At 66.7% G+C, this 19,152-nt stretch carries 14 protein-coding genes and 1 pseudogene; 2 read left to right on the forward strand and 13 right to left on the reverse strand.

From position 1 onward, the window contains the following. Nucleotides 1–14 precede the first annotated feature (14 nt). The 13 genes and pseudogenes from APT63_14140 to APT63_14200 form a co-directional block, all read right to left on the reverse strand. The gene (locus APT63_14140; protein AMA46665.1) at nucleotides 15–569 is read right to left on the reverse strand and encodes a colicin V production CvpA; all 555 of its coding nucleotides are present in this window, start codon (nucleotides 567–569) and stop codon (nucleotides 15–17) included. Between the two features lie 220 nt (nucleotides 570–789). Further along, complete coding sequence (locus APT63_14145) at nucleotides 790–1,467, reverse strand: cell division protein (GenBank protein AMA46666.1); 678 nt, start codon at nucleotides 1,465–1,467, stop codon at nucleotides 790–792. 4 nt (nucleotides 1,468–1,471) lie between these two features. Further along, complete coding sequence (locus tag APT63_14150) at nucleotides 1,472–2,755, reverse strand: bifunctional folylpolyglutamate synthase/dihydrofolate synthase (GenBank protein ID AMA46667.1); 1,284 nt, start codon at nucleotides 2,753–2,755, stop codon at nucleotides 1,472–1,474. After that, nucleotides 2,755–3,666 carry an acetyl-CoA carboxylase subunit beta gene (locus APT63_14155; protein AMA46668.1) on the reverse strand — a complete coding sequence of 304 codons (912 nt, stop codon included), beginning with the start codon at nucleotides 3,664–3,666 and terminating at the stop codon, nucleotides 2,755–2,757. The genes APT63_14150 and APT63_14155 overlap by 1 nt, the downstream gene beginning before the upstream one ends. Nucleotides 3,667–3,892: 226 nt before the next feature. Continuing rightward, a complete protein-coding gene (locus APT63_14160; protein AMA46669.1) occupies nucleotides 3,893–4,525 on the reverse strand; it encodes an N-(5'-phosphoribosyl)anthranilate isomerase in 633 nt (210 codons plus the stop codon). 49 nt (nucleotides 4,526–4,574) lie between these two features. Next, a complete protein-coding gene (locus APT63_14165; GenBank protein AMA46670.1) occupies nucleotides 4,575–5,438 on the reverse strand; it encodes a pseudouridine synthase in 864 nt (287 codons plus the stop codon). Nucleotides 5,439–5,590: 152 nt separating this feature from the next. Continuing rightward, nucleotides 5,591–8,257 carry a peptidoglycan-binding protein gene (locus APT63_14170; GenBank protein AMA46671.1) on the reverse strand — a complete coding sequence of 889 codons (2,667 nt, stop codon included), beginning with the start codon at nucleotides 8,255–8,257 and terminating at the stop codon, nucleotides 5,591–5,593. A gap of 74 nt (nucleotides 8,258–8,331) precedes the next feature. Further along, nucleotides 8,332–9,336, reverse strand: coding sequence for an aspartate-semialdehyde dehydrogenase (locus tag APT63_14175; protein AMA46672.1), 1,005 nt, complete (start codon nucleotides 9,334–9,336; stop codon nucleotides 8,332–8,334). Nucleotides 9,337–9,782: 446 nt separating this feature from the next. Beyond that, nucleotides 9,783–10,895 (reverse strand): aspartate-semialdehyde dehydrogenase, encoded by a 1,113-nt coding sequence (locus APT63_14180; GenBank protein ID AMA46673.1) that lies wholly within the window; start codon nucleotides 10,893–10,895, stop codon nucleotides 9,783–9,785. Nucleotides 10,896–10,960: 65 nt separating this feature from the next. Then, the gene (locus APT63_14185) at nucleotides 10,961–12,043 is read right to left on the reverse strand and encodes a 3-isopropylmalate dehydrogenase (protein ID AMA46674.1); all 1,083 of its coding nucleotides are present in this window, start codon (nucleotides 12,041–12,043) and stop codon (nucleotides 10,961–10,963) included. A gap of 55 nt (nucleotides 12,044–12,098) precedes the next feature. Further along, nucleotides 12,099–12,860, reverse strand: a complete 762-nt coding sequence (locus tag APT63_14190) for an SAM-dependent methyltransferase (protein ID AMA46675.1) — start codon at nucleotides 12,858–12,860, stop codon at nucleotides 12,099–12,101. Nucleotides 12,861–12,997: 137 nt separating this feature from the next. Beyond that, nucleotides 12,998–13,639 carry a 3-isopropylmalate dehydratase gene (locus APT63_14195; GenBank protein ID AMA46676.1) on the reverse strand — a complete coding sequence of 214 codons (642 nt, stop codon included), beginning with the start codon at nucleotides 13,637–13,639 and terminating at the stop codon, nucleotides 12,998–13,000. Next, nucleotides 13,636–15,068, reverse strand: a pseudogene (locus APT63_14200) (isopropylmalate isomerase). The gene APT63_14195 and the pseudogene APT63_14200 overlap by 4 nt, the downstream one beginning before the upstream one ends. 129 nt (nucleotides 15,069–15,197) lie before the next feature. Between APT63_14200 and APT63_14205 the strand changes: the two are divergent. Together APT63_14205 and APT63_14210 are read left to right on the forward strand one after the other, a co-directional pair. After that, a complete protein-coding gene (locus tag APT63_14205; GenBank protein AMA46677.1) occupies nucleotides 15,198–16,076 on the forward strand; it encodes a LysR family transcriptional regulator in 879 nt (292 codons plus the stop codon). A 61-nt stretch (nucleotides 16,077–16,137) separates the two neighbouring features. After that, on the forward strand, nucleotides 16,138–19,038 hold the full coding sequence (locus APT63_14210; GenBank protein ID AMA47904.1) for a histidine kinase: 2,901 nt from the start codon (nucleotides 16,138–16,140) through the stop codon (nucleotides 19,036–19,038). The last annotated feature ends 114 nt before the right edge of the window (nucleotides 19,039–19,152 follow it).

Below are 19,152 nucleotides of genomic sequence, written 5' to 3' on the forward strand. Positions count from 1 at the left end.
CTGACTGAGTCCGCTCACGACCGGTTCGGCCCGAGCAGGTGCTCCTTGAAAGGGAGATCGGTCGAGGGACCGACCCCACCGGACATCCACTGGCTGGCAAAGCCCAGCACGAGATTCTTCGACCAGTCGGCGACCAGCACGAACTGCGGCAGCAGACGGGACTGCTGCCACCAGGGATCCTGCTGTACCGGGCCGAGGCTCAACAGCCCGACGGCCACGACCACCAGCAGGCCACCACGCGCCGCGCCGAAGACCATGCCAAGGAAGCGATCGGTGCCGGACAGCCCGGTCACGCGGATCAGCTCGCCCACGATGAAATTGATCATCGCCCCCACGATCAGCGTGGCGACGAACAGAATGGTACAGCCTGCGATGACCCGCGCCGAGGGCGTCTGGATGTATGGCTCCAGGTACTGCGACAGCGACCCGCCGAACAGCCACGCGACCGCACCGGCGACCACCCAGGTGACCAGCGACAGGGCTTCCTTGACGAAGCCACGGTTGAGACTGATCAGCGCGGAAACGGCGACGATCGCGATGATCGCCCAATCGACCCAGGTAAATGCCACGGTACTGCCTGCAGACCTATTAGGGGGCGCATTTTAGCAGAGGGATGGGGATGGGGTAAGCGGAATGTCAGGCTGGAGACAGGTTGGAAGCCGATGAGTTCCAGCGCGGTGTCGCCAGTGACCTCTGCCCGTGCGAGGGAAGCGTCAGAGCGGGTAGCTTCGCGCCTGCGTGACCCGCCTTTGGGCCACGCTCGCCACCCGATGCGATCAGGCGACGCCGTCAGCCGCGCTCTGGCTCGAAGCGCACGACGATGCCCTTGATCTTCTGCTGACGGTTGATCACGTCACGTACGCGCTCGGCCTCGCTGCGCTCGATCAACGGCCCGACGAAGACGCGATTGAGCCCGCCCGCCGTACGAATGTAGGCGTTGTAGCCCTGGCTGCGCAGGGTCTTCTGCAAGTTGTCGGCACCCGCCCGGTTGGACAGGCTGGCCACCTGGATCGACCAGCTGACCGGCAGGCCGTTGCCATCGACCTTGTTGCCCGTGCTCGGCGCCGGGGCCGCCGCCGGGGCTTGGGACGGCGCCTGAGCGGTTGAAGGGGCTTCGGTCCTGGTCACGGGCGCGGCTGCCTTGGCAGGCGCCTTGGCGGAAGCGTCGTGAGACGGCGTGATGGGCTGGCGAGGCGCAGTCATCGGCGCAGTGGACTCATTGACCACCACCGGAGGGGCCTCGCTGGCTGCCGGCGTCTGCGGCAATGCCTGGGGCTCCGGCACGGCCACCGGATCGACCTGCACGTCGGCCACCTCGGGCCTGGCCGGCGCCTGGGGCGCCTCGACCCGGACTTCGCGCACTTCGTCCTGACGCGTGAACAGCATCGGCAGGAAGATCACCGCCAATGCCACCAGCACCAGCGCCCCGACGATACGTTGCTTCACGCCCTTGTCCAGCCCTGCCATCTATCTAGCCTCTCGAGCCCTGCCGCTCCAGCCACGCGAGAGCCTGGGCGACACAGAAAAACGAACCGAACAGGAGGATCTCGTCATCCTCCGTCGCCTGCGTGCACTGCGCTTCCAGCGCAGCGTCGACGCCCTCATGAGACTTCACCGTCGCGCCAAGGTTCTTCAAGGCGTCGTACAACTCGGCCGCCGGACGGCTACGGGGCGATTCCAGCGGTGCCACCGCCCAGTCGTCGACCACGCCGGTCAGCGGCGCGATCACACCGTCGAGGTCCTTGTCGGACAGCAGACCGAACACGGCCAGACGCCGACCCAGCGGTGCTCGTGCGGCCAGACGCTGTGCCAGGTAGCCGGCGGCGTGAGGGTTGTGGCCCACATCGAGCAGCAGTTGCAGGCGCTTGCCTTGCCACATCACGGCGCGACGGTCCAGCCGCCCGGTGACGCGGGTGGCGAGCAGTGTCTGACGCAGGTGCTCGGGATCCCAGGGCAAGCCGCACAACCGGTAGGCCTGAAGCGCCAGGGCGGCGTTCTCGAGCGGCAGGTCAAGCATCGGCAGGTCGAGGGTCAGCGGGCTACCGTCAGCCGCCCGCCCCTGCCAGCGCCAGTGTTCACCGGAGCCTTGCAGGTCGAAATCACGCCCGCGCACGTACAGGGGACACCCCAGTTCGGCGGCCTTGTCGAGCAGGGGCTGCGGCGGGTGAGGATCACCGCACAGGGCCGGAACGCCCGGCCGGAAGATGCCGGCCTTCTCGAAGGCGACGGACTCGCGCGTGTCGCCCAGGTATTCGACATGGTCCACACCGATGCTGGTGACCAGCGCCAGGTCGGCGTCCACCAGGTTGACCGCGTCGAGCCGGCCACCCAGCCCCACCTCGAGCACCACGGCATCCAGCGCGGCCTGGCGGAACAGCCAGAATGCCGCCAGGGTGCCCATCTCGAAATAGGTCAGCGACACGTCGCCACGGGCGGCCTCGACGGCGGCGAAGGCCTGGCACAGGGCCTCGTCGCCGACTTCCTGGCCGTCGATCTGCACGCGCTCGTTGTAGCGCAGCAGGTGCGGCGAAGCGTAGACGCCGACCCGCAACCCCTGGGCCTTGAGCAGGGCGGCGACGAAAGCACAGGTCGAGCCCTTGCCGTTGGTGCCGGTCACGGTCACCACGCGCGGCGCCAACGTACCCAGCGCCAGGCGCTCGAGCACCTGGCGGGAACGCTCCAGGCCCATGTCGATGGCCGACGGGTGCAGCTGTTCGAGGTAGGCGAGCCAGTCGCCCAGGCTACGGGTGCTCATCAGGCCACGACAGGCTCGTCGATGGCCACTGGCGCCTCGGACATCAGGGTCGGCGTCGGCTGGCCGGTCATCTGGGCCAGCAGGCGTGCCAGGCGCGGACGCAGTTCGTTGCGCGAGATGATCAGGTCGATGGCGCCGTGGTCCAGCAGGAACTCGCTGCGCTGGAAGCCTTCAGGCAGCTTCTCGCGTACGGTCTGCTCGATCACGCGCGGGCCGGCGAAGCCGATCAGCGCCTTGGGCTCGCCGACGATCACGTCGCCCAGCATCGCCAGGCTGGCGGACACACCGCCGTAGACCGGGTCGGTCAGCACCGAAATGAACGGGATGCCTTCTTCACGCAGGCGCGCCAGCACCGCCGAGGTCTTGGCCATCTGCATCAGCGAGATCAACGCTTCCTGCATGCGCGCGCCACCGGAGGCGGCGAAGCAGATCATCGGGCAACGGTGTTCCAGGGCGTAATTGGCAGCGCGCACGAAACGCTCGCCGACCACGGCACCCATGGAACCGCCCATGAACGAGAACTCGAAGGCGCTGACCACGACCGGCATGCCCAGCAGGGTACCGCTCATGGAGATCAGCGCGTCCTTCTCGCCGGTCTGCTTCTGTGCAGCGCTCAGGCGATCCTTGTACTTCTTGCCGTCACGGAACTTGAGACGGTCGACCGGTTCCAGGTCGGCGCCCAGTTCGGCACGGCCTTCGGCATCGAGGAAGATGTCGATGCGCGCACGCGCGCCGATCCGCATGTGGTGGTTGCACTTGGGGCAAACGTCCAAGGTCTTCTCGAGTTCGGGACGGTACAGCACCGCCTCGCAGGACGGGCACTTGTGCCACAGCCCTTCGGGCACCGAACTCTTCTTCACCTCGGAACGCATGATCGATGGGATCAGTTTGTCTACCAACCAGTTGCTCATGCTTTCATCTCCAGTCTTGGCAGGCGGGTGACATTGGCCACACGCGCCCTGCCCTTGAACTCATCATCTGTTCGAAACGGCTGCAAGCCGGTCCGGCGAATCGGCCATGCCGTGACTCGCCCGTCGACCGTCTCGCACCCCATGTTCTGTCGGCGCCGCTGGCGCCGGGTCTGCCCGGTCGTGACCGTGGCAGCGATAGCTATGGACGATGCCGCCTGGCGTGCCGTCACATCGTCGCCGACGCCGCCCGGACCGCGGCCATGAAGGCCTGGATCCGAGCGGCGTCCTTGATGCCCTTGTGCAGCTCCACGCCACCGCTGACGTCCACGCCATAGGGACGCACCTGGGCGATGGCCTGACCGACGTTGTCGGCACTCAGGCCCCCGGCCAGAATCACGGGCTTGCTCAGGTGCGCGGGAATCAACGACCAGTCGAAGGTCTCGCCAGTCCCCCCCGGCACACCCGCCACGTAGGCGTCGAGCAGAAGACCGCGCGCCCCTGCGTACTGCTGGCAGGCCGCCTCGAGGTCGTCGCCAGGCCGCACCCGCAGCGCCTTGATCCACGGCCGGTGGTGCCCTGAACAGGCCTCGGGCGTCTCGTTGCCGTGAAACTGCAGAAGGTCCAGCGGCACGGCCTCGAGGATGTCCTGCAGCTCGCAGCGAGAAGCATCGACGAACAGGCCGACGCTGGTGACGAACGGGGGCAATGCCGCGAGGATCTCACGCGCCTGCGCCACGCTCACGGCGCGTGGGCTCTTGGCGTAGAACACCAGGCCGATGGCATCGGCCCCCGCCTCGACGGCGGCCAAGGCATCCTCGACACGGGTGATACCGCAAATCTTGCTGCGAACGATAGTCACGAACGAGGCACCTCGTCAGCGGATAAAGCATCGGATGGTAGCAAAAGCCTCATCCAACGTCAGCCGACAAGGCCTCGTAGCCCGTGAGAAAGTGCGGCCCGATGTAACGTTGCGGCAGCTGGAACTCATCGGGGTACTCCACCTGCACCAGGTAGAGGCCATGGGGATGGGCCGTGACGCCGCCTTCACGGCGGTTGCGACTCTCGAGCACTTCGCGCGCCCAGGTCGCAGGCCGCTCGCCCGCCCCGATGGTCATGAGCACACCGGCGATGTTGCGTACCATGTGATGCAGGAACGCCGTGGCGCGCACGTCCAGCACGATCATCTGGCCGTGGCGGGTGACGCGCAGGTGGTGCATGTGCTTGATCGGCGACTTGGCCTGGCACTGGCTGGCGCGGAAGGCGCTGAAGTCATGGGTGCCGAGCAGGTGCGCCGCGCCTTCGGCCATGGCCGCGACGTCCAGCGGGCGGTGATTCCAGGTCACTTCCTCGGCCAGGTGCGCCGGGCGGATCGGGTCGTTGTAGATGACGTAGCGGTAGCGTCGGGCGACGGCCTTGAACCGCGCATGGAAGTGGGCCGGCATCTGCCGCGCCCAGGTCACGCTGATGTCGTGCGGCAGGTTGAAATTGGTGCCCAAGGTCCAGGCGCGCTCGTCACGCACGGCCTGGGTGTCGAAGTGCACGACCTGGCCGCAGGCGTGCACGCCGGCGTCGGTACGTCCGGCGCAGAGCACGCTGATGGGCGAGTCGGCCACCTTGGACAGGGCCTGCTCCAGCGCCTGCTGGACGCTCGGCACGCCACTGGCCTGACGCTGCCAGCCCCGGTAGCGGGCACCTTTGTATTCCACGCCCAGGGCGATACGGAAATGGCCTTCGGCCGCCGATTCGGCCGCGACGGTGTCGATGATATCCAAGAAGCAAGACCTGTCGGTTCTACGAAAAGGCGGGGAGTATAACGAGACCAGCCCATGAATGGGCTGGTCAGGGCACACGCGCCCGACGGGAAGGGCGTGTCAGGCGAGAGACTGCGATGCGTGCATCGTGCATCGCAGCCCCGCTATGGCGTTCAGACCAGGCGCGACAGCAGCTCCCTGGCTTCCAGACGCTGCCCTTCATCACCATCCTTGACTACTTCGTCGAGGATGTCGCGGGCCCCCTGTGGATCGCCCATGTCGACGTAGGCACGGGCCAGGTCGAGCTTGGTGGCCACTTCGTCGGCGCCCGAGAAGAAGTCGAAGTCCAGGTCATCGACCGGCTCGGGCTCGGGCTCGGGTTCCGGCTCAGACTCAGGCGCTGGCGTGGCGGCCGCCACGGTCGGCGCGCTGGCCGCTGGCGTGTCGAAGCTGTCCGACAGCCTGTCCAGCTCGGCATTGACGTCGTCCAGCTCACTGGCGAAGTTGCGCGCAGCGGGCGAGTCATCGTCCAGCGCCAGGGAAAGATCGAAATCATCGCCCAGGTCAGGTTCGTTGACCGCAGCTGCGCGCGACTCACCGCGTCCGTCCTCCACCGCGAAGGCATCGTCGGGACGGAACGGCTCGTCGGCGTCGGGCGTACCCACGTCCAGGTCGAACGCATCACCCGCCGCTTGTGCCTGGGCCTGGGCCAGCATGGCCTCGAAGTCGTCGTCGGCGTCGTTCTGTTCGACCGGGGCGGCAGGCGCCTGGCCCGGCGCCGTGGTCGTGACCGGCTCGAGCACCGGCGGCTCGGCGTAGCCGGCCACGGGCAGGTCGGCATTGACCTCAAGGTCGGCTGCTGCACCCAGCACCTCGTCCGGCACTTCGGCCAAAGGATCGTCTTCGACCTCAGTCTCGCGTGCTGCGCCTGGCATCACCGGCTCGCGGCGGGGTGTTTCGTCCAGCAGCGTCTGCACGTACTGCTCGTCGCGTTCCGTCGCCAAGGCGGCGGCGCCCAGGCCTGCGGCGACCATGCCGAGCATCGCCGGGAAGCGCTGCTTGAGCGTATCGACCTCGGTCTGGTTCTGATGCGTGGCGGGCAGTTGCCGCTCCTGGCTGACGAAGCCGTCCCGATCACCCTGGCGACCGTACACTTCCATCAACTTCAGGCGCAGGTCGTTGCGGCTCGGGTGCGCGGCTACACCGGCTTCCAGCAGCTCGGCGGCATCGTTCAAACGGCCGTCGGCGATCTTCAGCTCGGCCTCCATCAGCACCCGATCGGCTGCCAACGCTTCGGCCTGTTCACGGGACTGCGCCTGTTCGGCCGGCATGGCAGCGGCCGTCGAGGCCGCCACGACCGCCGGCGACAGGGTGTGCGGAATGTCGAGTTCATCGAAGCTGCCCGGTGGCAGGTCGAGTTCCGGATCGTTCTGCTCTTCGGCCAGCTCACGCGCCATGCGCAGGTGCTTCTCGGCTTCCTGCTGGGCCTTGCGCTTGCGCAGGATGATCAGCACCAGCAGCAACAGCACCAGCAGAAGGGAGCCGGCGATGACGGCCAGCAGCCAGGGATTGCCCAGTAGCGTATCGAGCGGGTCGCGCGCGGATGGCGTGGCCTCGGCCGGGGTGGCTTCAGGCTGGGTGCCGGCCGCCGCAGGTGCTGGCTGAATGACGGACTCGCTCGCCGTGGAAGGCGTGGCGGCCACGGGAGGCAGGGTGTCCGCAGCGCCCGTGACGGGCGTCGCGCCAGCGGCCTCGGCTGGCGTTTCGCCAGGCAGCGCAGGTGTGGCCGCGGGTGTACCGGCACCCACGGCAGTCGACGGCGCCGCCGCCGGCATGCCCGCCTGTTGCGACAGGCGTGCCAGCTGGTCGTTCTTGAGTTCGATCAGCCGCTGCAGCTTGTCCAGCTGGCTTTCCAGATCGGTCATGCGGCTCTTGAGTTCTTCGTTGTCCCGCCGGCTGGTGTCGAGGCTTTCCTGGGCCACGGCCAGCTGATCGTTGAGGGCGCGGGCATCGTTGGCGGCGGCCGTCGTCTCGGGCGCCACCAGGCGCAGGTTGTCGGCCTGGGCCACCTGGGCAGGCGCGGCCCCGGCGCTGGTCCGCCGCGTGGCGTCCAGCTGTCGTGCACGCGGCCCCAGGCGCCGGCCCTCGCGCCAGGCGGCGTACTGCTCGGCGACCTCGGCCTCGGCCTCACGCTGCGGGATGCTCTGGATCTGCTGCGCGTCGGGCAGGCGCAGGACCTGCCCGACCTTGAGCTGGTTGATGTTGTTGTTGATGAAGGCGTCCGGGTTGAGCGCCTGGATCGCCAGCATGGTCTGCTGCACGGACCCGCCCTGGGCGTTGCGCGCGGCGATCTGCCACAAGGTGTCACGGCGCCGGCTGGTGTAGGTATCGGCCGCGGTCACGGCAGGCTGGACACCCGGCGTGGCGCGCGAGGGCTGTGGCTGGGGGCGATCGAGCGCGACATCGTAGTCACGCAGCAGACGCCCCTGGGGCCACATGACCTGCACGAGGAACTTGACCACCGGGGCCGGCAATGCTGCGCTCGAGGTCACGCGCAGCACGCTGCGGCCGTTGGGCACGATCACCGGCGTGAAGGTCAGGTCTTCGAGGTAGGCCGGCATGGGGATGCCCGCACGGCTGAACTCTTCCGGACCTGCCAGGCTCGGCCTGAGGTCGGCCGCCGTCAGGTCCTGCACGTCGCGCAGCTCGATCTCGGCATCCAGGGGCTGACCCTGGCCGGACTTGAGCGTCAGGTCGCCCAGTTCCAGAGCGTTGACCACGCCAGAGGACAACGCGGTAGCGGCGGCAATGGCCAGCACCATCTTGCGGATTCGAAGCATGACCCCTTCCCTATCGATGAATCGTCCCGGCGAGCCCGTGATGGAACAAGGACATAAGTGCTGGCAAGTATCTTTTACAGCTGGTCTTTTATCAACAAGCGCGCTATCTGCACCGCGTTGAGCGCCGCGCCCTTGCGCAGGTTGTCGGTGGTCAGCCAGAGGTTGAGCTGCTCGGCATCGTCGATGCCCTGGCGTACTCGTCCAACATAGACCACATCCTGGCCCACTGCATCGCCGACCGGTGTCGGGTAGTCGTCACCTTCCACGCGCTCGAGGCTCTCGCCGGCATCGAGCGCCGCGTTGACCGCCGCCAGATCGACCGGACGACGGCTTTGCACGGTGACGCTGTAGCTGTCGCCGAAGAACACCGGGACCTGGATGCAGGTGACACCGACCTTGAGCGTGGGCGCGTCCAGCACGGCACGCAGCTCATCGACCAGCCGACGTTCCAGCAGGCCATGGCCCTGGTCATCGTTCGGGCCGACCTGGGCCAGCAGGTTGAAGGCCATCTGCCGGTCGAAGAAACGCGGCTCGAGCGGCCGGGCGTTGAGCAGCTCGGCAGTCTGCCGGGCCAGCTCGGTCACCGCTTCGCGCCCTTGGGCGGAGACGGCCAGGCAGGCGGTCAGCTGAATACGCTCGATGTCCAGCAGCTCACGCAGAGGTGCCAGCGCCACGGCCAGGCTGATCGTCGCCGGGCTGGGGCTGGCCACCAGGGCAGGCCGTGTCACCTGAGCGAGCTGTGATCCGTTGACTTCCGGCACCACCACCGGCGCCTGCTCGAGGCCGCCGGACAGGTCGATGACCGAGCACTGGGCCGCCAGGGCCTTGTCGGCCAGCCGGCGGCTGACCTCGGGCCCTGCGGCGAAGAAGGCCAGCTGGACCTGGGTGAAATCGAAGTTCTCCACCTCGCGCACGCGCACGTTCCGGCCACGGAAGGCAACGCTGCTGCCGGCGGACTCGAGGCTGGCCAGCAGGTGCAGTTCGCCGACCGGGAAGTCGAGTTCCTCGAGCAGTTGCACGAGGGTTTCACCCACCGAGCCGGTGGCACCGATGACGGCGATGTCGAAAGCATGGGGCATGGAAAAGTCCTCCGGATGAGCGAGGAGCGGCACTTTACGCCGATTGCGTGGGTGAGGCCATGGGGGTTGGGCTGGGGTGTGGAGCGGTCATGGTGGGCAAGCCTGCTTCACTCTGCGGTGTGGCCTCTTGATTATCTGGGACATGGGGGTGGCTGACTTTATGGGCCCTGCGGGCCCAATCGCGGCACAGGGGCCGCTCCTACACCCGTAGCTCCACCGCAGCGTTGCAGACAATTTCAGCCCCTGTGGAAGCGGCCCCTGCCGGGACGCCGGACCGGCCGCGATTGGGCCCGCAGGGCCCACGAAGCCCGTCACCGCACAGGCGCATGGGTCGAGGTACACCGTCCCACGGTCCGCACCCACCACCGGTCGCCCATGCTCCATGAAAAAGCCCGCCCCTGCAGGACAGGGGCGGGCCAGGTTCACGCGTCAGGCAGCCGACGCGTTCAACGCTCCAGCAGGATGCGCAGCATGCGACGCAGCGGTTCGGCGGCGCCCCAGAGCAGCTGGTCGCCGACGGTGAAGGCGCCCAGGTACTGGGAGCCCATGTTCAGCTTGCGCAGACGGCCCACCGGCACGTTCAGGGTGCCGGTCACCTGGGTCGGGCTCAGCTCCTGCATGCTGATCTCGCGGTGGTTGGGCACCAGCTTCACCCACGGGTTGTGCTGGCTGATCATGCCTTCGATGTCGGCCAGTGGCACGTCCTTGTTCAGCTTGATGGTCAGCGCCTGGCTGTGGCAGCGCATGGCACCGATGCGCACACAGATGCCATCGACCGGAATCGGGTTCTTGAAGCGGCCGAGGATCTTGTTGGTCTCGGCCTGGGCCTTCCATTCCTCACGGCTCTGGCCGTTGGGCAGCTCCTTGTCGATCCACGGAATCAGGCTGCCCGACAGCGGCACGCCGAAGTGTTCGGTCGGGAACGCTTCGCCCCGCATGCTCTCGGCGACCTTGCGGTCGATGTCGAGGATGGCGCTGGCCGGGTTGGCCAGGTCATCGGCGACGGCGGCATGGGTGGCGCCCATCTGGCGGATCAGCTCGCGCATGTTCTGCGCACCGGCGCCGGAGGCGGCCTGGTAGGTCATGGCGCTCATCCATTCCACCAGCCCGGCCTCGAACAGACCGCCCAGGCCCATCAGCATCAGGCTGACGGTGCAGTTGCCGCCGATGTAGTTGCGCGTGCCGGCATCGAGCTGCTGGTCGATGACACGACGGTTGACCGGGTCCAGCACGATCACCGCGTCGTCCTGCATGCGCAGGCTGGAGGCCGCGTCGATCCAGTAGCCTTTCCAGCCGGCTTCACGCAGCTTGGGGAAGACTTCGCTGGTGTAGTCGCCGCCCTGGCAGGTCAGGATGACATCGAGGGTCTTGAGCTCGTCGATGCTGTAGGCGTCCTTCAGCGGGGCAATGTCCTTGCCCACCGCCGGGCCTTGGCCCCCGACGTTCGAGGTGGTGAAGAAGACCGGCTCGATCAGGTCGAAGTCCTTCTCCTCCAGCATCCGCTGCATGAGCACGGAACCAACCATGCCGCGCCAACCGATCAGACCTACACGTTTCATCGCAACTACACCTTTGCTAAAAGTGGGCCGCTACCCCATGGATAAACGGTAGCGGGCCAGAGAGATTACAGATTCCGCAGGGCCGCGACTACTGCGTCGCCCATTTCCTGCGTACCGACCTTGTCGCAGCCGCTCGACCAGATGTCGCCGGTGCGCAGGCCCTGGTCCAGCACACGGCTCACGGCCTGCTCGATGGCATCGGCGGCGGTGTGCTGGTTGAAGCTGTAGCGCAGCATCATCGACACCGAGAGGATGGTGGCCAACGGGTTGGCGATGCCATGACCGGCGATGTCCGGCGCCGAGCCATGGCAGGGCTCGTACATGCCCTTGTTGTCGGCATCCAGCGAGGCCGACGGCAGCATGCCGATCGAACCGGTGAGCATGGAGGCTTCGTCGGACAGGATGTCACCGAACATGTTGTCGGTCACCATCACGTCGAACTGCTTGGGCGCGCGCACCAGCTGCATCGCCGCGTTGTCGACGTACATGTGGCTCAGCGCCACGTCCGGGTAGTCCTTGGCCACCTCTTCGACCACTTCGCGCCACAACTGGCTGGAAGCCAGCACGTTGGCCTTGTCCACCGAGCAGAGCTTCTTGCCACGCACGCGGGCCATGTCGAAACCGACACGGGCGATGCGGCGGATTTCGCTCTCGCTGTAGGGCAAGGTGTCGTAGGCCTGGCGCTCGCCGCCGTCCAGTTCACGGGTGCCGCGGGGCGCGCCGAAGTAGATGCCACCGGTCAGCTCGCGGACGATGAGGATGTCCAGGCCAGCGACGATCTCGGGCTTGAGCGACGAGGCGTCGGCCAGTTGCGGATAGAGGATGGCCGGACGCAGATTGGCGAACAGGCCCAGTTGCGAACGGATCTTCAGCAGGCCGCGCTCGGGACGGATGTCACGTTCGATACGGTCCCACTTCGGCCCACCCACGGCGCCCAGCAGCACGGCATCGGCACGGCGAGCGCGCTCGAGCGTCTCGTCGGCCAGCGGCACGCCATGCTTGTCGATGGCCGCGCCGCCGATCACGTCATGCTCCAGGGTCAGGTCGAGCTGGAACTTGTCGTTGGCCAGCTCCAGCACCTTGACCGCTTCGGCCATGATTTCCGGACCGATGCCGTCACCCGGGAGAATCAGAATCTGCTTGCTCATGCTTTCCTCATATCCAATCAAGCGGCGCGGCCGGACCGGCCCCGCCGAAACGAATTCAACGCTCGGCCCACAAGACCAGCACGTCGGTGCTGAATGACCCCTCGTGGTCGATCTGGTAATACTGCCGCACTTCTTCGCCCATGGCGCGCTGCAATGCACGGATGGCCACGCGCATCGCTTCGGGCGTGCGCATGCGCTCGACCCAGGAGGCGAACTCCAGGTGCAGGCGCTGGCGGGCATGGCTGCGAACCTGCAGGCCGGCCTCGCTTGCCTGGCCGATCCACTCGGCCGCCGTATAGTCGCGCACATGACTGGTGTCGCGCAGCACCTCGACGCTTTGCAGGTAGGTGTCGAGCAACGGGCTGCCCGGTGACATCACATCGATGAAGGCCGCCACGCCGCCAGGTTTCAAGACGCGGCGCACCTCCCGGAGGGCCAGGCCCAGGTCGCTCCAGTGGTGCGCGGAATAGCGGCTGAAGACGAAGTCGAACGTGCCGTCCTCGAACGGCAGGCACTCGGCGGGCCCCTGAACGGTGGTCACGTTGCCCAGGCCGCGCTCGGCGGCTGCACCGGCGACCACGGCCAGCATGGCCGTCGACAGGTCGTAGGCCACCACCTCGCCCACCAGCGGCGCGACCTGGAAGCTCACGTGCCCTGCCCCACAACCCAGGTCCAGCACCCGCGCACTGCCCTGCCCGCTGACGGCCTCGCGCAGCAGCGCGAACTCGCTGCCTTGCGCGTGCACGGCGCTGCTCAGGTAAGCGGTGGCCTGCTCGCCGAACTGGCGCTGCACGACGTCGGTGTGGTGTTCGGTCATCGGGGTCTCCTTGGGAGGGGTGGTGCAAGCTGCAAGCTGCAAGTCAGAGCGTCAGCGCCGCCTCAACGTCCGGCCCACACCTGACTCACCGCACTGCCGTTCACTTGTCGCTTGTAGCTTACTGCTTGGAGCTCACTTCACCCACGAAACAGCCAGGGCTGGCTGGCGCGGTGGCGTTGCTCGAAGGCTGCGATCGCCTCGCTGTCCTGCAAGGTCAGGCCGATGTCGTCCAGGCCGTTGAGCAGGCAATGCTTACGGAAGGCGTCGATCTCGAACGTCAGCACCTTGCCATCCGGGCGTGTGACCGCCTGGGCCTGCAGGTCGATGGTGAGCTGGTAGCCCGGCATGGCCTCGACCTGCTTGAACAGCTCGTCGATCTCCTCGTCCGGCAGGATGATCGGCAACAGGCCGTTCTTGAAGCTGTTGTTGAAGAAGATGTCGGCGAAGCTCGGCGCGATGATGCTGCGGAACCCGTATTCGTCCAGGGCCCACGGCGCATGCTCGCGGCTCGAGCCGCAACCGAAGTTCTCGCGCGCCAGCAAAACGCTGGCACCCTGGTAGCGGTCGTGGTTGAGCACGAACTCGGTGTTCAGCGGGCGCTTGCTGTTGTCCTGGTAAGGCTGGCCGACGTCCAGGTAGCGCCACTCGTCGAACAGGTTCGGGCCGAAACCGGTGCGCTTGATCGACTTCAAGAACTGCTTGGGAATGATCTGGTCGGTGTCGACGTTGGCACGATCGAGCGGTGCGACCAGGCCGGTGTGCTGGGTGAAAGCTCTCATGCTGCGCTCCCTTGGATCAACTCGCGGACATCGATGAAGTGACCGGCGACCGCGGCGGCGGCGGCCATGGCTGGGCTGACCAAATGGGTGCGTCCACCGGCGCCCTGGCGGCCTTCGAAGTTACGGTTGGAGGTGGACGCGCAATGCTCGCCACTCTCCAGCCGGTCCGGGTTCATCGCCAGGCACATCGAGCAGCCTGGTTCACGCCACTCGAAACCGGCGGCGAGGAAGATCTGGTCCAGGCCTTCGCGCTCGGCCTGCGCTTTCACCAGGCCCGAGCCCGGCACCACGATCGCCTGCTTGACGCTGGCGGCGACCTTGCGGCCCTTGGCGATCTCGGCGGCAGCGCGCAGGTCTTCGATCCGCGAGTTGGTGCACGAGCCGATGAACACGCGATCCAGGCGAATGTCGGTGATCGCCTGGTTGGCCGAGAGGCCCATGTACTTCAAGGCACGCTCGATCGAGCCGCGCTTGACCAGATCCGGCTCGGCGGCCGGGTCGGGTACGCGTTGGTCGACGGCCAGGACCATCTCGGGCGACGTGCCCCAGCTGACCTGCGGCTTGATGTCTTCGGCACGCAGCTCGACCACCGTGTCGAACACCGCATCGTCGTCCGAGACCAGGTCCTGCCAGGCCGCGACCGCCTGCTCCCACTGGGCGTCGGTCGGCGCATACGGGCGCCCCTTGACGTAGTCGATGGTGGTCTGGTCGGTAGCCACCAGGCCAACGCGCGCGCCGGCTTCGATGGACATGTTGCAGATGGTCATGCGGCCTTCCATCGACAAGGCGCGGATGGCGCTGCCAGCGAACTCCATGGCATGCCCGTTGCCACCGGCGGTGCCGATCTTGCCGATCACCGCCAGGACGATGTCCTTGGCCGTGACGCCCTGGGGCAAGGTGCCGTCTACTTGGACCCGCATGTTCTTCATCTTCTTGGCGACCAGGCACTGGGTGGCGAGCACGTGCTCGACTTCCGAGGTACCGATGCCATGGGCCAGGGCGCCGAAAGCGCCATGGGTCGAGGTGTGCGAGTCGCCGCAGACCACGGTCATGCCCGGCAGGGTCGCGCCCTGCTCGGGGCTGATGACGTGCACGATGCCCTGACGTACGTCGTTCATCTTGAACTCGACGATACCGTACTCGTCGCAGTTTTCATCGAGGGTCTTGACCTGCAGGCGCGACACCTGGTCAGCGATGGCCTCGATGCCGCCCTTGCGTTCGGGGTGGTGGGCACGTTGTGGTCGGGCGTGGCGATGTTGGCATCGATGCGCCATGGCTTGCGGTGCGCCAGGCGCAGCCCTTCGAACGCCTGGGGCGAGGTGACTTCGTGAATGATGTGGCGGTCGATGTAGATCAGCGACGACCCATCGTCACGCTGCTTCACTTCGTGCGCGTCCCAGAGTTTGTCGTAAAGCGTTCTGCCGGCCATGGAGCGTTTCCTCATCAGCGACTTTCTATGCCAAAGACCACTTGGCTTGTACGGATGAATGCTATGGCGTTAGATTGAATAACTCAAATTCATAATTTTCATGCTTTGGATAACCTTCAGGAATCACAGATGGACCTTGCGACCTTGGGCGCCTTCATTGCCATCGCCGAGACCGGCAGTTTCTCCGGCGCCGCGCAGCGGCTGTTCCTGACCCAGCCGGCGATCAGCAAACGGGTCGCCAACCTCGAGCAGCAGCTCGACACGCGGCTGTTCGATCGGCTGGGGCGCGAAGTCACGCTCACCGAGGCCGGACGAGCGCTGCTGCCGCGGGCCTACCAGATCCTCAACGTGCTGGACGATACGCGCCGGGCCCTGACCAATCTCTCTGGCGAAGTCGGCGGGCGGCTGACTCTGGCGACCAGCCATCACATCGGCCTGCATCGCCTGCCGCCCGTGCTGCGCGCCTTCACCCGACAACATCCCCAGGTCGCACTGGACATTCAGTTCCTCGATTCGGAAGCGGCCTACGACGAAGTGCTGCACGGGCGCGCCGAAATCGCCGTCATCACCCTGGCGCCCGAGCCCCACGCCCTGATCCGCGCTACGCCGGTCTGGCGCGACTGGCTGGACTTCGTCGCCTCGCCCGAGCACCCGCTGGCCAACGACCGGGCGGTCAGCCTGGCCGACGTGGCGCGGCATCCGGCGGTGTTCCCAGGCGGCAACACCTTCACCCACCACATCGTCCACCGCCTCTTCGAAAGCCAGGGCCTGACCCCGAACATCGCCATGAGCACCAACTACCTGGAAACCATCAAGATGATGGTGTCGATCGGCCTGGCCTGGAGCGTGCTGCCGCGCACCATGCTCGACGAGCAGGTCGCCTCGATCGCGCTACCGGGCATCGAGCTGTCGCGCCAGCTGGGCTACATTCTGCATACGGAACGCACGCTGTCGAACGCCGCGCGGGCCTTCATGGCCTTGCTGGACGCTCATGCCACGCCTGGCTGAAACAGGCTCCACTTCCGTCGCTCGCTTCCAAGGACGCGTCATCGCCAAAGGTCTGGTACCGATGCCCACTTCCGCACACCCAATGCCCCGCCTGCCTCGCATCCTCGCTTCCGATCCCGAGGCGTCGGAGCAGGCCTGGCAGAACGCCCCGCAGTTGCTGGCCGCGCTCAACGGCGCGCGGCTCGGCGCCTGGCTGTGGGACATCCCCTCGGGCGGCGTCAGCTGGTCTCGGGGCACCCAGGCGCTGTTCGGCTTCGACCCGAACCAACCGCTGTTCGAGGACATCGAGTACCTCGACCTGCTCCCACCCCAGGACCGGGAACGCGCGCGACAGGCCTTCGAGGCGGTGATCGCTGGGCAGCCTTTCGAACAGGCGATGCGGCACCGTATCCGCTGGCCCGACGGCAGCCTGCACTGGCTGGAGATCAGCGGCAGCCTGATGCACGACGCCCAGGGCCGGGCGCAGATGATCGGCGTGGTCCGCGAGGTCACCCGCCAGCGCGAGCGCGAGGTCGCGCTGATGCAGTCCGAGCAGCGCTTCGCCACCCTGTTCCGCCTGAGCCCCAACGTGATCCTGCTGACCCGCCGTCACGACGGGCTGATCCTGGAAGCCAACGAGAGCTTCGAACACAGCCTGGGCTGGCCATTGGCCGATGCCATCGGCAAGACCACGGCGGAGCTGGGGCTGTGGGTCGACCCTCGGCACCGTCAACAGGTCCTGGAGGCTACCGAGCATGCCAGCGGCCCGATCACGCTGGAGGTGTCGTTCCGCGACCGCAGCGGCAAGGTGCACGATGGTATGCTCAGCACACAAGGCATCGAGATGGACGGGGTCGTTCACCTGCTGACCACCTTCGTCGACCTCAGCGAGCAGGTCGAACGCGAACAACGCCTGAGCGCTTCGGAGGCGAAGTTCGCCAGCCTGTTCCAGGTCAGCACCGACCCGATCTTCGTCACGCGCCAGGACACCGGCCAGTTCATCGAAATCAATCCGGCCTTCACCCAGACCTTCGGCTGGCGCGCGGACCAGATCATCGGCCGCACTGCCGAGCAGCTGGGGCTCTGGGCCGAAGCGCCCGAGCGGGCCCGACGCATCGAACAGGTCATCCGTGACCAGGGCCTGAGCAATGTCGCGGTCGTGGCCCACACCGCCCAGGGCGAACGGCTGACCTGCGTGATCGCCAGCCGGGCGATCGCCGTCGATGGCCAGGCGTGCAGCGTGACCACCTTGCGTGACATCACCCAGCAGCAGCGCGCCGAAGCGGCCGTGAAGGCCAGCGAGGAGAAATTCGCCAAGGCGTTCCATTCCAGCCCTGACGCCATCACCATCACCGAACGCGATAGCGGACGCTACCTGGAAGTCAACGAGGGGTTCTGTCGCCTGACGGGCTACCGGATCGAGGACGTGATGGGACGTAGCGTGTTCGAACTCGGGATCTGGGCCGACGAGCAGCAACGCATGGCCCTGCTTGACGAACTGCTCGAACAGGGCCGTGTGCACCGACGCGAGATGCTCGGTCGCCACAAGCGCGGCGACGCGATCACCGTGGAGGTGTCGGTAGAACCGATCACCCTCAACGAAACCGACTGCCTGCTGGTCACCGCGCGGGACGTGACACAGTTGAAGAACGCCCAGGCCCAGATCCGTCACCTGGCCTATCACGACCCCTTGACCAACCTGCCCAACCGCGCCTTGCTGATGGACCGGTTGAGCCAGCAGATCGAGGTCCTGCAACGTGATCGCTCACGCGGCGCGCTGCTGTTTCTGGACCTGGACCACTTCAAGCACATCAACGACTCGCTGGGCCACCCGGTGGGCGATGCGGTACTCAAGGTCGTCACCGCCCGCCTGGAAGCCAGCGTCCGCGTCGGCGACACCGTGGCCAGGCTCGGCGGCGACGAGTTCGTGGTGCTGCTCGGCCACCTGTCCGGCAGTCGGGAAGCGGTCGAGGCCCAGATCGGCGAGCGGGCCAGTGCCTTGCGTCAGTTGCTGGCCGCCCCGATGGCACTGGATGGCCAGCAATTGCAGGTGACGCCGAGCATCGGTGTGGCACTCATCCCCGACCATGGCACCACGCCCGCCGACCTGCTCAAGCGTGCCGACATCGCGCTGTACCGCGCCAAGGACGCCGGGCGCAACGCCACCGAGCTGTTCCATACCAGCATGCAGACGGCCGCCAGCGAGCGTCTGCGCCTGGAAAGCGACCTGCGCCTGGCACTGGCGCGCAACGAACTGGCCTTGCACTTCCAGCCGCAGGTCGACGCGCGCGACCAGCAGATCGTCGGCGCCGAAGTCCTGCTGCGCTGGTATCACCCCGTGCTGGGCCAGCAATCGCCCGCACAGTTCATCCATGTGCTGGAAGAAAGCGGGCTGATCATCGACGTCGGTGGCTGGATCCTCGACCAGGCCTGCCAGGCCTGCGCGGACCTGCTCGCCGAGGGGCTGATTGACCCGGCGCGCTTCAGCCTGTGCGTCAACATCAGCCCGCGCCAGTTCCGGCAACGTGACTTCGTCGAGCGCACCCTGCGCAGTCTCGATCAGTGCGGCCTGCCCAGGCGCCTGCTGAAACTAGAAATCACCGAGGGCATCGTCATCCAGAACCTGGACGACACCATCGACAAGATGCGCGAACTCCGCCGTCACGAGGTGGGCTTTGCCATGGACGATTTCGGCACCGGGTATTCCTCCTTGACCTACCTCAAGCGCCTGCCAGTGGACACGTTGAAGATCGACCAGACCTTCGTGCGTGACGCGCTGCTGGACACCAATGACGCCGAGATCGTCCGGGCCATCGTGGCCATGGCGCGCAGCCTGGGCCTGACGGTGATTGCCGAAGGGGTGGAATTGCCCGAACAGTTGGCGTTTCTCGAACAGCTCCACTGTCACCTGTACCAGGGTTACCTGTACAGCCGACCGCTGCCGCTGGACGCATTTCGGGCGCTGCTGCCTCATCGATCCTGATCTGCGAGGCAAGGGAAAGACGTACGGATGGCCAGGCCATAACGAAAACCGGGGCCGCTAGGCGACCCCGGTGTCGGTCGAGGCGACGGGGCCCGGACCGGTGCTGTCGTGACC

It is taken from the genome of Pseudomonas monteilii (genome assembly GCA_001534745.1).
GTDB classification, from domain to species: domain Bacteria; phylum Pseudomonadota; class Gammaproteobacteria; order Pseudomonadales; family Pseudomonadaceae; genus Aquipseudomonas; species Aquipseudomonas alabamensis.